Origin of the sequence: Paenibacillus sp. FSL L8-0333 (assembly GCF_037965665.1) — a bacterium.
Classification (GTDB): Bacteria; Bacillota; Bacilli; order Paenibacillales; family Paenibacillaceae; genus Paenibacillus_AQ; species Paenibacillus_AQ odorifer.
This window is the reverse complement of record NZ_CP150186.1, coordinates 3,327,957-3,342,067: the sequence shown is the minus strand read 5'-3', so window position 1 is coordinate 3,342,067 and position 14,111 is coordinate 3,327,957. Positions and strand designations below refer to the sequence as shown.

13 protein-coding genes are annotated in these 14,111 nt (G+C 42.2%); 2 read left to right on the top strand and 11 right to left on the bottom strand.

What is annotated here, in order from left to right; genetic code table 11:
* Window positions 1-88: 88 nt before the first annotated feature.
* On the top strand, window positions 89-634 hold the full coding sequence (locus NYE72_RS14960) for a TetR/AcrR family transcriptional regulator (RefSeq protein ID WP_076105670.1): 546 nt from the start codon (window positions 89-91) through the stop codon (window positions 632-634).
* Between the two features lie 238 nt (window positions 635-872).
* On the opposite strand, the gene NYE72_RS14955 is transcribed toward NYE72_RS14960, so the two are convergent.
* The 11 genes from NYE72_RS14955 to NYE72_RS14905 form a co-directional block, all read right to left on the bottom strand.
* A complete protein-coding gene (locus NYE72_RS14955; RefSeq protein WP_339212008.1) occupies window positions 873-2,738 on the bottom strand; it encodes an ABC transporter ATP-binding protein in 1,866 nt (621 codons plus the stop codon).
* Window positions 2,725-4,464, bottom strand: coding sequence for an ABC transporter ATP-binding protein (locus NYE72_RS14950; protein WP_339212006.1), 1,740 nt, complete (start codon window positions 4,462-4,464; stop codon window positions 2,725-2,727). Before NYE72_RS14950 ends, NYE72_RS14955 begins: the two co-directional genes overlap by 14 nt.
* Before the next feature lie 18 nt (window positions 4,465-4,482).
* Window positions 4,483-4,968, bottom strand: a complete 486-nt coding sequence (locus NYE72_RS14945) for a nitroreductase (RefSeq protein WP_036677894.1) — start codon at window positions 4,966-4,968, stop codon at window positions 4,483-4,485.
* Window positions 4,955-5,320, bottom strand: coding sequence for a hypothetical protein (locus NYE72_RS14940; RefSeq protein WP_052097030.1), 366 nt, complete (start codon window positions 5,318-5,320; stop codon window positions 4,955-4,957). Before NYE72_RS14940 ends, NYE72_RS14945 begins: the two co-directional genes overlap by 14 nt.
* 202 nt (window positions 5,321-5,522) lie before the next feature.
* Entirely contained in the window at window positions 5,523-7,127 is a 1,605-nt protein-coding gene (locus NYE72_RS14935) for a response regulator (protein WP_076222530.1), read from the bottom strand.
* Window positions 7,117-8,883 (bottom strand): sensor histidine kinase, encoded by a 1,767-nt coding sequence (locus NYE72_RS14930; protein ID WP_076222532.1) that lies wholly within the window; start codon window positions 8,881-8,883, stop codon window positions 7,117-7,119. Before NYE72_RS14930 ends, NYE72_RS14935 begins: the two co-directional genes overlap by 11 nt.
* A gap of 104 nt (window positions 8,884-8,987) precedes the next feature.
* Entirely contained in the window at window positions 8,988-9,827 is an 840-nt protein-coding gene (locus tag NYE72_RS14925; RefSeq protein ID WP_076105666.1) for a carbohydrate ABC transporter permease, read from the bottom strand.
* The gene (locus NYE72_RS14920; RefSeq protein ID WP_076099267.1) at window positions 9,827-10,726 is read right to left on the bottom strand and encodes a sugar ABC transporter permease; all 900 of its coding nucleotides are present in this window, start codon (window positions 10,724-10,726) and stop codon (window positions 9,827-9,829) included. The genes NYE72_RS14925 and NYE72_RS14920 overlap by 1 nt, the downstream gene beginning before the upstream one ends.
* A 58-nt stretch (window positions 10,727-10,784) precedes the next feature.
* Window positions 10,785-12,140, bottom strand: coding sequence for an extracellular solute-binding protein (locus NYE72_RS14915; RefSeq protein WP_038570948.1), 1,356 nt, complete (start codon window positions 12,138-12,140; stop codon window positions 10,785-10,787).
* A 220-nt stretch (window positions 12,141-12,360) separates the two neighbouring features.
* Entirely contained in the window at window positions 12,361-12,690 is a 330-nt protein-coding gene (locus NYE72_RS14910) for a hypothetical protein (protein WP_256715514.1), read from the bottom strand.
* A gap of 41 nt (window positions 12,691-12,731) precedes the next feature.
* Window positions 12,732-13,367 (bottom strand): SUMF1/EgtB/PvdO family nonheme iron enzyme, encoded by a 636-nt coding sequence (locus tag NYE72_RS14905; protein ID WP_176462527.1) that lies wholly within the window; start codon window positions 13,365-13,367, stop codon window positions 12,732-12,734.
* Between the two features lie 190 nt (window positions 13,368-13,557).
* Between NYE72_RS14905 and NYE72_RS14900 the strand changes: the two genes are divergently transcribed.
* A complete protein-coding gene (locus NYE72_RS14900; RefSeq protein ID WP_036677906.1) occupies window positions 13,558-14,004 on the top strand; it encodes an OsmC family protein in 447 nt (148 codons plus the stop codon).
* The last annotated feature ends 107 nt before the right edge of the window (window positions 14,005-14,111 follow it).

Sequence of the window (14,111 nt, the reverse complement as noted above, 5' to 3'; positions counted from 1 at the left end):
TTCAATTGTACGATGAGTCTGTTTTGTTCAATACTAAACAGATCCTATAAATGTGTTTATTATTTTTAGAAAGTAAGGTGAGCCCCGAATGTCTAAAGTGGATAGAAGAATACTCAAATCTCAAGATGCGCTTAAAAAGGCCGTCATTGAACTGATGACTAAGAAAAATTTTGACGACATTACCATACAGGATCTCTCCGACACAGCAAATGTAAGCCGGGGAACGATCTACCTTCATTATCTGGATAAATATGATTTGTTAGATAAACTTATCGAAGAACATATAGAGGTCCTAAGAGCACTTTGTGAATCGGCGTCTGAATTGGATTTTATCGAGGCAACGTTGATCTGGACGGAATACTTCGATAAAAATTATTCTTTCTTCTCTATGATGTTAGCGAGTAAAGGTGCTCCTTATTTTCGAAATCGTTTCTTAAGCTTTCTTCTCGATGAGTTTCGGCATGAAGTAAATGTCACCGCAGGAATAAACCAAGGGTTAAATGAAGAGGTTATTATTAGTTTTGTTGCATCGGCTTATGCAGGGGTAGTGGAATGGTGGTTCAAGAATGAAAGACCTGTAGCACATCAAGTCTTGGCTGAACAACTCGGAACGTTATTAGAGAGGAATTTATAAAAAGAGCGGCGATTCTCCTATAATAGGTGAATCGTCGCTCTTTTTTATCGGGCATTAATTACGCAATAGATTACACATCTTTTTAAGGACTTCGGACCCTGGGATGCTATTCCTTCACCCCAATAGCTGCAGTGGGGTCCTTTAACATTCTGAAAATCAGAAAATCTCGCCTTTAAGGTCAGATGAGTCCGATAAAAGCATCTACTTACAAATGTTATCGGTTCAAGTAAAGATTCTTTTAAATCGCTCGTTTGAACTGGGTATTGTACAGCTCGTAATAAACACCTTGCAGCGCAAGAAGCTCTTTATGACTGCCTTGCTCAGCAATTCCGCCACCCTGAATAACGAGTATACGATCAGCATCCTGGATGGTACTAAGCCTATGGGCGATCACAAAGCTTGTTCGTCCCTTCATTAGCTTTTCCATCGCCTGTTGAATATGCATTTCCGTACGCGTATCCACACTGCTGGTTGCCTCATCTAGGATCAAAATAGCTGGATCAGCTAGAATGGCGCGGGCAATCGTTAAAAGCTGGCGCTGGCCGTGGCTCAAATTACTGCCTTCCGCATGGAGAATAGTCTCATATCCATGCGGCAGTCTATTGATAAAGGCATCTGCATTGGCCAATCTTGCCGCTTCCTCTACCTCTTGGTCTGTCGCATCAAGACGGCCAAAACGAATATTTTCCCGAATCGTACCCGAGAATACATGCGCGTCTTGCAATACCATTCCCAATTGACTACGAAGTGCGTTTTTATCCAGCTCTCCAATCTCGCGTCCATCAATGAATATGGAGCCGCCGCTCAAATCGTAGAATCTGATCAGCAAGTTCACAATGGTCGTTTTCCCAGCACCCGTTGGGCCAACAAGCGCAATTTTCTCTCCGGGTTTTGCTTCAAACGTAACCTCACTCAGAATTGGTGAATCCGGCTTGTAAGCAAATGAAACGTCTTTGAAAACAACATTCCCTTTTAACCTCGGCAGATCGTCACTTTGTTCATCACCGTCACCGTATTCGGATGGCATATCCATGACTTCAAACACTCGCTCCGCACCAGCAATTGCCGACTGAATTAGATTGTACTGGTTAGCAAGATCGGAGATCGGTCGTCCGAACTGTTTGGAATACGTAAGGAAGCTAACGATTACACCAACCGTAGCCATGTTATGAAAAGCCATCCAGCCACCCACCCCGGCAATGATTGCAAATCCAAGGTTATTAATCATGTTCATAACCGGTCCCACTAATCCGGAAACAATTTGTGCCTTAACGCCGACTTTATTCAGCTCTCCGCTGATTTTGCGGAACCGTTTCACTTCTGTCTCTTCCCTGCTGTATTGTTTGACCACTTTTTGTCCGCTGATGGTTTCTTCGATAAATCCACCCAACTCACCTAAATGGCGTTGCTGATTTTTAAAATAAGTTCGACTTAAACCTATGATTTTACGGCTGGACAATAACACAAGAGGGATCGTTATCAGTGAAACTACGGTCAACGGAACGTTCATCATTAACATGATCACTAGTGAACCGCTTAGTGTGATCAAACTGTTTAATAACTGGGTCACACTCTGATTAAGTGTACTGGATACGCTCTCTATGTCGTTGGTTGCCCGGCTCATTAGTTCTCCGTTAGCTTGCGTGTCAAAAAACTTAATCGGTAGCTGTTGATATTTGCTGAACAAATCACGACGCAGCTCGAATACGGTATTTTGTGAAACGGAGGTCATAACATAGGCTTGCACCCAAGCAACCACACTGCTTAGCCCATAAATACCAATTAGGAGTAGACAAAAGCGAATTAGACCCTGATAATCGTGGGGAATTACGGCAGTATCAATCGCTTTACCGATTAGATAAGGCCCAATCAACGAAAGGATTGCATTCAACACTGTAAATACATATACAATGATTAACCCGAACCGCTGGCGGTTCAAATACGTCCAAATGCGTTTGAGTGTGCCCGCTTGATTCTTAGCACGTACGATCGGCACAGCTCCGCCGCGTCCGGGACCAGATCCCGGTCCAGATCCAGGTCCCGGTCCGAATCCGCCTGATCGATTAAAAGGAGTGGTGTTCATGCCGTTATTAAGCTTTGACATAAGGCACCTCCTCTCCCTTCATCTGTGATCTCCAAATATCTCTGTATATTTCACTGCTGTTCATCAGCCCCTCATGTGTACCTTGTACAGCAATTCGGCCGTTTTCTAATACCAGAATGCGATCAGCGTCAATTACAGAGGTGACACGCTGAGCTATCAAAATATTCGTGCTGCTGCGCAGCCGTGTTTTTAACATCTGCCGGATTCGTGACTCTGTCGCTGCATCGAGCGCACTAGTGCTGTCATCCATAATGAGGATTGTTGGCTGAATTAAAAGTGCCCGTGCAATCGAAAGCCGCTGCTTTTGCCCACCGGACAGGTTAATGCCACGCTGGCCGAGCTCTGTATCGTAACCCTGTGGAAGTTCTAAAATGAAATTGTGAGCTTCAGCGGCGATTGCTGCTTCTTCCACTTCCTCATCTGTGGCATCCGGTCTGCCATATCGGATATTATCGCGGATAGTACCGCTGAACAGAATAGCCTGCTGCATAACATATCCGATTCTGCTGCGCAAATCTTCCAGAGCAATCATACGAGTGTCGGAGCCATCAATTGAGATGGATCCAGAGGACACTTCGTAAAACCGGGGAATGAGGCTGACCAATGATGATTTACCAGTACCGGTGGCACCAAGAATGGCGACTGTTTCTCCTGGCTCCGCAGTGAAATTAATACCGTCTAACACTAGATTTTCATCCGTAGGATCATAAGCAAAAGATACATTGTCAAATACGATCCGACCGTTGTGTATGGCATCTTTTTTAGCGTTGGCAACTTCTGTAATCTCACTAATGGTGGAAAATACTTCATTCTCCCGATCGGCAGAAACCTTGGCTCGTGAGAAGAAGGTCAACATATTGCTTAACATCAGCATTGACATCAACAATTGGGTTATATAGTTAATAAAAGCGATCAGCTGACCAACTGGCAGCCCACCGTTCCAGCTTTGCACTCCCCCAAACCATAGTACAGCAACAATACTGGCATTTAGTACAAGCATCATTAGCGGCATATTTAATGACATTAACCGTACCGCTTTTATCGCAATTTCTGTATAATCCTTGTTAGCTGTATTAAAGCGTTTCTGTTCATGATTAGCGCGGACGAATGCTTTGACTACACGGATGCCGGATAAATTTTCCTGCAACACTGTGTTCACACCGTCTAATTTGACCTGCATTTTTTGAAACAAAGGAAAAGAAAGTCGGATTAACCCATACAATATTAAACTCAAGAGTGGCACGGCAACGGCTAGGATGAGGGTCAGCATAGGACTAATCCGGATGGCCATCACCAAGCTTCCGACTAATAGCAATGGAGATCGAATACTCCGCAAAATCATTTGCACAAAGGTTTGCAGCTGCACCACATCATTTGTTAACCGCGTAATCAGTGAGCCCGTCTTCAATTGATCCAGGTTCTTGTTAGAAAATTTCTGAATATGTTCAAACAAGCTAATCCGCAAATCATTACCGAAGTTTTGAGAAGCAATACTCGAAAAAATAGTGCAGCCCACCCCACCAATTAGACCGATAAACGCTACACCAAGCATAATCAGTCCGGTCGAGAAAATATGAGACAAATCTTTTGTCATAACACCCTTATCCACAATGCTCGCCATGAGCGTGGGCTGCAGTAAATCCATAGTCACTTCGACCAGCATCAGCAATGGTGCCAACACACACCACACCCAATATGGCCTCAAATAATGCTTAAGCTTCCACATTCCGCCACCTTCAATTGTTTAAGATAAATACGTGATTTTAGAACTAATCGGTGTTCTGGGTTTCGCATTCGGCATTTCCTCCGGATAACCCATTCCAAATATCCCAATAACATCGTAATTTTCTTGAACATTAAGAATCTCACGATTATGAGGCAAAGCCCCCAGCGAAGCCCAATACGTACCTACACCTGCTTCATGTGCAGCTAATAGGAAATTTTGTACGAAACAAGCAGCAGCCATAACATTCTCATCGCGTTCAAACGCAGTTGCGGCAGGCTTAGACAGAACTGCAAAAACAACAGGTGCGTTGCCAAAATCCGTCTTATGTTTTAATTTCGCTCTAGTATTGGGTCCGATGAAAAGAAGCTCCCAAGGTTCGGTCATACGATGATTAGGAGCGTAACTTGCAGCCTCCAGCCATGAATGTAACTCCTCTTCACCTATTGGAGTCTGTTTGAATTGTTTTATACTTCTACGGGTTTTAATGAGCTCAGTTATTTTCATCTTTTTCTTTACTCTCCTCTTTTTTAACATTTGATGTTGTATCTTCTGGAGCGATCTCATGAATCTGAAAGATTTGTTTAAACTCTTCAATGATCGCTTCCGTTGCTTTTAATTCACCGCTAACCACTTGTTTAATCGATTCAAGCTCAGGCTGATTTAACTGCCGCTGTAATGTAGCCCGGTTAACCATAAGCTTATCTAAAAAAGCGATGGCTCTGCCACGGCGAAAAGTTTGAGCACTTTTAGGATGTTGATCCATCGGTTCTGTCATCCCATGTTTCATAAAGCCTCGATCTCTGTGTTCTCCATGCTCCCTATGACCGCCACGTTTGCCGATATGTCCTTCACGCATTTTATTTCCTCCTTTTGCAGTAGTGTATACATTTGTATACGCGTTCTTCATGTATACAAATGTATACGATAGAATCCATTTCTGTCAAGATCATTTTCCATTTTGTAACATCATAATTGCTCATTTTATATCTGAAAAAACAATAAAAACCCGCATAAAGTGCGGGCTTAAAGAGAAAAATCATCAAATTCAACGGAGTGATTTATAGGGAAAAACTATTTTTCTTATACTCCTGAACGGATACTCCCATTACTTTTTTAAAACAGTTACTGAAGTAAAATGGATCTTTAATGCCTACCTTTTCAGCAATTTGATAAGCTTTCCAATCCGTTTCATTCAGAAGCTTCACCGCTTTTTCCATTCTGCACTTGAGAAGATAATCCGTAAAGCTAATCCCTATGTCCTGCTTAAAGATCCGGCTAAAGTAACTGGAATTCATGTGGAATTTATTCGATACATAGGATAAAGACATCTCCGGAATGTGCATCTCCTGTTGAATAAATTCTTTAACTTCATGGATAATATTATTGGTTTTTTTGCTACGTGCCCGGGTTACTTGAGAGGTTACCTTCTCTGTGAGTTCAAGTAATGTCTGTTGCATGTCTGGCAGGCTATCGAGCTCAAAAATCCTTTTATATGGCGAAATATCGAAAGAAAGATTATTATCTATTATAACTCCCATTTCAGCGAGTGAATTGATTAATGTGGAGACAAATTGGGCGGAAACCAACCTAGCTCGTTCCACAGAAAAAGCCTTGGACTTCTCCAAATCCTGAAACATTTTCTCGATGGATTGCATAGCCTTGTCTAAGACACCAGCTTTTACAAAAAACAAAATTTCCTCAATTTCATTCGTCTTAACTTCCCAGGATCGGCCCCCGAAATGAATTTCATCATTAAAAAAATAGATGGCGTTACTGCCCTTTAACTTACCATATCTAACTGCCTCCAGCGCCTCTTTATAGGATTCTTTGATCCTATTGAAATCCGTACAGGTACTACCTACGCCAATGCAAGCTTTGCATTCAAGCTTTTCATGGAGCGATTGGGCCAGCCACTCTCCAATCTTCGTAAGATTCTGATTATCTTTTCTATTAAGAAGGACAATGCGTTGACTGTTATCAAAAAAAACTTCGATTCCCTCATACTCTTCAAGCGCGTAATCAATAAACCTCTTACAACGCAAAGACTGCAGGATTCGTTGTTCCTCCCCTTCTTCTAAGGAGATTTGAAGTTCAATGAGCATGATTGAAAACAGGCTGTTCGCTGAGTCAGGAAAAAAGTAATGGAACCGGCTGTCCAGCTGATCGGGGTCCCAGAGGCCTGATAGCAAATCATTTAGAAATTTTTCTTTTAGTTGAACGGCGTTTTCTTTTAACTGTCGATTCAGTTCCTGATATTCGTTCCACCGCTCTGTCTCTTCCCGGATTTTCCCATGAAGATCTACCGCAACTCTTCGTACTTCCTCGGATTGAAGCGGCTTCAAGATAAAATTTTGTACTCCAATGTCCAGGCTTCTCTTTGCATATTCGAATTCGGGATGTGCAGTGATGATCACAATTTTGACTAGCGGATACCTTTCTTTTATCAACCGGCTTAATTCCAGTCCATCCATAAAAGGCATACTGATATCTGTAAATACTACATCCGGTTTCATCGTTTCGATCAGATCTAACGCTTCGCTTCCATTCGAGGCCTCACCTACGAATCTGTAACCAACCGCTTGCCAATCTATAATGATGGGAACAATTTTTCTCGCATTAATTTCATCATCCACAATAATGGCTCTGAGCAGTTCAAGCTCCATGACTATTCCCCTCCTCAAGCGGTAGTTCCAATTCAATCCGAGTTCCTTCTCCCGGTGCACTGACCAAACTACAATTCATATCCGCCCCATAGTACAGCTTCAGACGCATCAAAGTACCGCGCAACCCAAAACTGGACTCATTTTGCCCATAGGGCTCAGCTTGCATTTCCCGGCGTTTGTCTTCATTCATGCCCACACCATCGTCTTCCACGATTAACTTCAGTCGATTCCCCTGAATTCGGGCAAGGATGCGAATCTTACCACACTCCCCTAAAGGGCGAATACCATGATAAAGCGCATTTTCTACAAGCGGCTGAAGCGTCAATTTGGGTATCCGAACATACTCAGCTTCTTCCGGCACCTCAATTTCACTGGTGAAAATTTCTGGATAGCGAATATTTTGTATACTCAAATAACTTTTAGTGATCTCTACTTCTTCTCTTAACGTTACTACATCACTGCCCTTACTAAGACTCTGACGATAGAAGGCTGCAAGCTCAGAAATAATCTGGTACGCCTCATTATTATTTCCTGACAAAGTTAAATAGCCAGCTGATTCTAACGTGTTATATAAAAAATGTGGTTTAATTTGCTGCTGCAAAATATCCAATTCGAGTTTCCGAATCAATTTCTGTTCTTCTTTCTCCCGCTTCAGCGCTTGCTCAATGGTCACAATCATATTGTTATACCTATCTTTCAACTGGTTCAGCTCATCAGTTCTCGCCTCGTACCGAACCAAACTAAACTCTCCAATCTCCACTTTTTTCATGGATCGCAGCATATGTAAAATAGGTGTTGTAATGAATCTAGAAATCCAGACGGAACCTAAAAATATAGAAATGAAATTAAACAGCATAATCATTAACAGCATTAGATTAAATTGACGATAGGGGCTTTCCCATTCCCCCAGAGGCTGAGCGCTAGTAAACTTCCAACCACGATCCATTGAAACCAGAGAAGAGATCAGATAATTATGATCTTTGATCTTTACGATTTTGCTACTGCCGAGCGGCACATCAAGCATAGAAGAGTTTGTATAAGTCGATAATTCAGGTTTTGTAAAATCAAGGAGTGTCTCATATCCAGTTTCGATCATTAAATCAGGTTTATTATCGTTGATCGAACGTTCATAGCTTTTTTTCAGCTCCTGAACCGTAATGTTCACGACTAATACTCCTATTTTCTTGGAAGTGTTCATGTCGTTTACGATACGAATCAGAGAAATATATTGTGGATCCTGCTGGGGTTCCTTCGTCTCAAAATTGAAGATACCTCCGGCATTTTTCCTCCAAATTGCTTTTCCGTCCAAGGCGACCGCCTCGGAATACCATTCCGCTGACTCGATCCCATCCGTTCTGATCGGTTTTGCAGACTGCAAATCAATCGCAAACTTACGTCCTGCATTATCGAATAGATAGACAGAAGAGATAGAGGGCTCTGCGAGCATAAAATCTGACAGAGCCACCTCTAGCTTGTAAGTTAAAATTCCGATGTCGTTACCCGCCAGATCACTGCCCAGAACTTCCTGAACTGTATTGTTCGACACGATCATCTTGGAATAATTATTCGTGCTGTCAAGAAGTGATTCGATTCCGGAATTCATGGCGTTTAAGGTTTGAAGCGATACCTCACCTACCTTTTCCTCGGTGAATTTCTCATTGATTCGTTGGTACATAATACCGCTTGCAATCATGGAAACCACTAATAAGGCCAAGTAGTAAAAAACGATTTGTGATCGGATACGTGCAAACCTCATCGGTAACCTCCTGGCCGACAATTAAGCGAATACGGACCTTTATTTATAGCTACTTCAATACGATACTAGTATAGCATTTTTCGAAGGATTCCTATCCCATTGCTTTAGCCCTTAACTGCCCCGGCAATAATGCTTTTTTGGACTTGGTTACTTAGGAACAAGTAGATAATGATCATGGGTAGTGTAGCCACAACCATTCCAGCGAACATAGGTCCGAATTCTGTGGCATAGGCACTTTTAAACGAATTGATGGCGACGGTAATTGTTGCTAAGTCAGGATCATTAATGAACGTATTAGCAAACATCAGTTCGTTCCAAGCGGATAAAAAAGTAAAGATGGAAGTGGTTACGATAGCCGGCTTTACAAGCGGAAGCATAATACGGAAAAAAACCTGATAAATATTGCAGCCGTCTACAACGCTGGCTTCTTCCAACTCCCCTGGCAGCGCTCTAAAAAAACCAATCATGATAAAGATTGTAGTAGGAAGTGCACTAACGGTATAAGGAATGATTAAAGCCCACGGTGTATTCAGCAAACTTGTCATTTTTAACATCTGAAAGACAGGTAGCAGCGTAGCATGTACGGGGATCATCAATCCCAGCATAAAGAAAGTAAGCACCACATTATTAAGCTTCCACTTCATTCTTGCGACAGCAAAAGAAACCATTGCCGATAACAGAGCAGAAATAATGACAGTTACCGTTGTATACATAAGGCTGTTCAAAAAGTTACGTGCGATATTCGCCTTAAAAAGTGCGTAGTCGTAATTCGCCCACCGCCACTCATTAGGCAAGCCCATCACATTTGAGCCTGTAATTTCTATGTTTGTTTTAAAGGATGAAAATACAAGCCACACGAGCGGATACAATTGAATAACGGCGAAGATTAGAAACGCAAGCTGCAAAACAACCTTTGGCCAGCGGCGGTTATGTGTTGTTGTCATTAGCTCTCCTCCTTATCATCGTAGGTTCTGATCAGTTTTTGTAGAACTAAGTAGAAAAAGAGACATTCCACAACCATAAACACGGCCATCGCACTGCCGTACCCATACATATTGCGATTAAAAATCGATGAATACATCAACGTACTTGGAACATTAGTTTCCGGTGTTGGGTAGCCATTGCTCATAATGAAGACTAAATCGAAAAACTTCAATGATCCCAATACAGCAAATATGACGCATACCTTCAGGATTGGTGAAATAAGTGGAATGGTGATAGAGAAGGCGGTTCTTATACTTGATGCTCCGTCAATTTTTGCAGCCTCGTACAAATCTTCAGGAATCCCTTTGATGGCAGCGTACATTAGAAGCATATGGTAGCCGATATATTGCCAAACGATTGGAATCATAACACTAATTAGTGCTGTTCCGCTTTCCGTTAACCAATCATGTGTCCAGGAGGACAAGCCTAGTTGATTGAGTATCGTATTCAGCAAGCCATATTCAGGCTGATAGATTTTCAGAAACATAACCCCGATGACAGAGGAGGATACCAAGACTGGAATGAAATACAAAGTACGATACAGCTTTTCACCCCACACCCCTCTGGCAAGAACCAGAGCGAGCACCAGAGCTATCGGAAGTTGCATGAAAACAGAAAGAACTGCCAGATACAATGTATTAAGTATCGAATGATTAAAATCCATGCCGTACGTATCTGTAAAAAATAAATCCTTATAAGAAGCTAAACCGATAAATTTAGCCGGTTGAATCCCATCCCAGTCCAGCAGACTGTAATACATGGACTGAAGGATCGGGAAAAAACCAACAAGAATGTATAAAATCAAAGCAGGAACAACAAATACGGCGATAGCCTTTTTGTTTCCGAATACTTGATGCATGCTTCACTCCACCTTTAAATCGATCAGGCGGCGAACAATTCTCGCCGCCTGACGCAGATTATTGTCCTTGATTGACCTTGCTCTGTAATTCTTTCGTGTAGTCTTCAGGTGTTGTTTTTCCGGCAACGAATTTCATCAGCGAGCCGAACATAGATTCAGTGTCATTACCATTCAGCATTTGATCCCACCAGTAGGAGAAACCTGTTGCTGAAGAAGACAACTCACCAATTTGCAGAGCCAGTGGATTCATTTGAGAAGTGTCACCTACATCAACTTTCCATGCTGAGGAGCCTGAACCAGCCAGAAATACTTCTTTAGACATGGTCTCAATAAAGAACTTGTATACTTCCCATATTCTTTCCTTGTTTTTCAGATCGGCATTGAGCACGAATGTTTCACCCGAACCTCCGAACCACTCGTCAGCATTTCCTTTCCCCCCTGGAATGGTTGGAAATTTAATCGGTACCACTTTACCTTTGACCAGAGAGTTATCATCTTCAATCTGTCCGTTGACCCAAGCACCCATGAACATCATAGCTGCTTTGCCTGATAGGAACATATTTGTCGCGTCATCATAAGAAGTTCCAACAAAATGTTTGCCGAAGGAGTCCGCATCAATCAATTGTTTGTATTTCGCGGCAGCTTCTGTGAATTCAGGTGTGTCGAATGATCCTGTTTTCGTTAAAGCGGCATTTACAGCATCCACGCCTGCCATCCGGATGGCTAGAATCGCGTTCCATTGCATGGCTGGCCATCTGTCTTTAGCCCCAAGTGCAATCGGCTGAATACCTTTTGCTTTTAGTGCTTCAATCGCAGCAACAAGCTCATCCCATGTTTCCGGAATTTTTGCTCCTGCTTGCTCAAATAGTTCTTTATTAACGTACATTTGAGCAGTAGCTATATTGATCGGCAGACCGTAAAGCTTGCTATCGAAGACGAAATTGTCTGTCGTACCTGGTACGATTTGGTCCAGCGTTCCATCTTTTGCGAGATCATCAATGGACAGAATCCGGTTCCCCGCTATAAATGGCTCAGAGAATCCGCCACCCCAGGTGTAAAAAATGTCGGGCAGTTCATTGGCTGCTGAAGCCGCTTTCACTTTTGTTTTATAAGATTCGCCCCCAACACCTACATGCTCGATTTCTACATTAGGGAATTTAGCCTTGGTTGCCTCAAGTGCTTTATAAAAACCAACAAACCCACCATCTTTAGAATTTGGATCCGCGAATTGAGACCACATGGTAATCTTGAGCTTCTCTTCCGCCGCAGTTGTTTTTCCCGTATTGCCTGCGTTTGCATTAGCCTCGGAATTCACGTTATTCCCGTTGTTCCCACCACAAGCAGTGATAAGCATGGACATAGCCATCAACACTGTTAGAGTTAGGTTCATCCTTTTTTTGTTGACTTTTTTCATTCTTTTTCGCCCCCCATTTTTATATTGCTTACAGGACTAATTATATAAATCAATTTATCAAGTGAACATGAAAGCGTTTTACTTTATGATGTATTCTCTTTACATTAGACATTTTTCTTTATTAACTACACATAAAGAAGACCTCTGATTTCTTCAGAAGTCTTCTTTTTTCATTCATATCAAAACCTAGGGCATGAACACCTCTATATAGCTGAGTGGCTTAGGTTCTATCTTCTCTATTATCAGAAGTTATCTCATGAATCTGAAACATATGAATGAACTCATCGATGATCGCTTCCGTAGCTTTTAATTCACCACTAATGAGCTGTTTTGCAGATTCAAACTCTGACTCTTTTAGCTGCTGCTGCAACGCCGAACGATTAATCATTAGCTTGTCCAAAAATGCGATAGCCCTAGCTCGACGAAAGGTCTGAGCACTTTTGTGAGGATGCTCCGAACCCTCCTTGACTCCATTTATATTCATTTCTCCATGCTCTCCGTGTTCTCGATACTCGTTATAACCGTGCATTTCTATGTGTCCTTCGCGCATGTTATTTCCTCCTCTAACTCCGATTACAAATGTATGGCCCATTAATAAGACCGGGCAAGACGGAAGCCAAGATCATCTACGCTAAATGTTGGATGACTACGACGGCGGCATGTGGCTCCACATCCTCTGTCCTCTTCTGCCCAGCTGCCTCCCCGAAAAATTCGATAGGAGCCATACACTTGTTCATCATATAAATCCCAGCACCATTCCCATACATTTCCTAACATATCATAAAGTCCCCAAGCATTGGGTTCCTTTTGTCCTATTTCGTGGAGTTCGCCACCTGAATTTTCATTATACCAAGCAATTTTATCCAGTTCTCCATATTGATAACCGGAAGTTCCTGCTTTACATGCATATTGCCACTCTGCTTCTGTTGAAAGTCGATATCCGTTTGATTCCTTATCCCAAGTAATGAGTTTACCATCTTCACCTATAGTATAAGCTTCTATAAATCCAGCTTTCTGGGAAAGCAGATTGCAAAAAGAGATGGCTTCAAACCATGAAATATTCACAACCGGTTTTAGATCTCCGTGAGATGAGTTGTTAATTATAGCATTGTATAGATCCACAGTTACAGGATAAGGTGCAAGAAGAAACGGTTTGATTTCTGCTTTCCATCTACGCTTTATCCGATCGTCTCTTAATTCTATTTCTCCCCCTGGAATTGCAACCATAGGATAGTCCAAATAGCTCTCAATTTCGATCGACACTCTAGCTGCCTCCTAACTATTATTTTAATCATGTATTGACGGGTATACAGAATAGAACTATAATCTATACAATTCCTAGAAACATACTATGAATTATAAAAAATAAGAAACATTAAATCATCCTTAGTTTGTCCACAAGAAGGAGTGTAAACACATGCCAAATGTTCAAACTTTCAAAGCAACTGCTCATTTGCAAGACGGCGTTAGGGTCGTTACTAATGTAAGACAATTCGAGCTGGTCATCGACGAACCGACAAGTCTAGGGGGTACGGATACAGGAATGAATCCTGTTGAAGCTTTGCTCGCTTCTTTGGGTGCCTGCCAATCCATTGTAGCTCGGGTCTACGCCTCTAAATTTGAGGTGGAGCTTGAAGATTTCAGAGTAGATGTGGAAGGTGACTTGGATCTCGACGGATTCTTCAACCGCTCTGAAGTACGTCCTGGCTATTCCGATATTCGGTATACATTCTACATAAAGACTCCATCCCCTGCTGAGAAGGTCGAACAGTTCGTACAATTTCTGGAGAGCAAATGCCCTGTAGGTGACACCATTGCTGCTCCGGTTAATCTCAAGCTACATCGTATTGTGATTGAAAATTAACCGTTTTATAATGCTGAGAGAGCTGCAAAGTTGCGTAAAAGCGACTAAGCAGCTCTTTTTCATGACCTGTTCTCCGACTTCATATAATGTTAAAAATGATGCCTTCG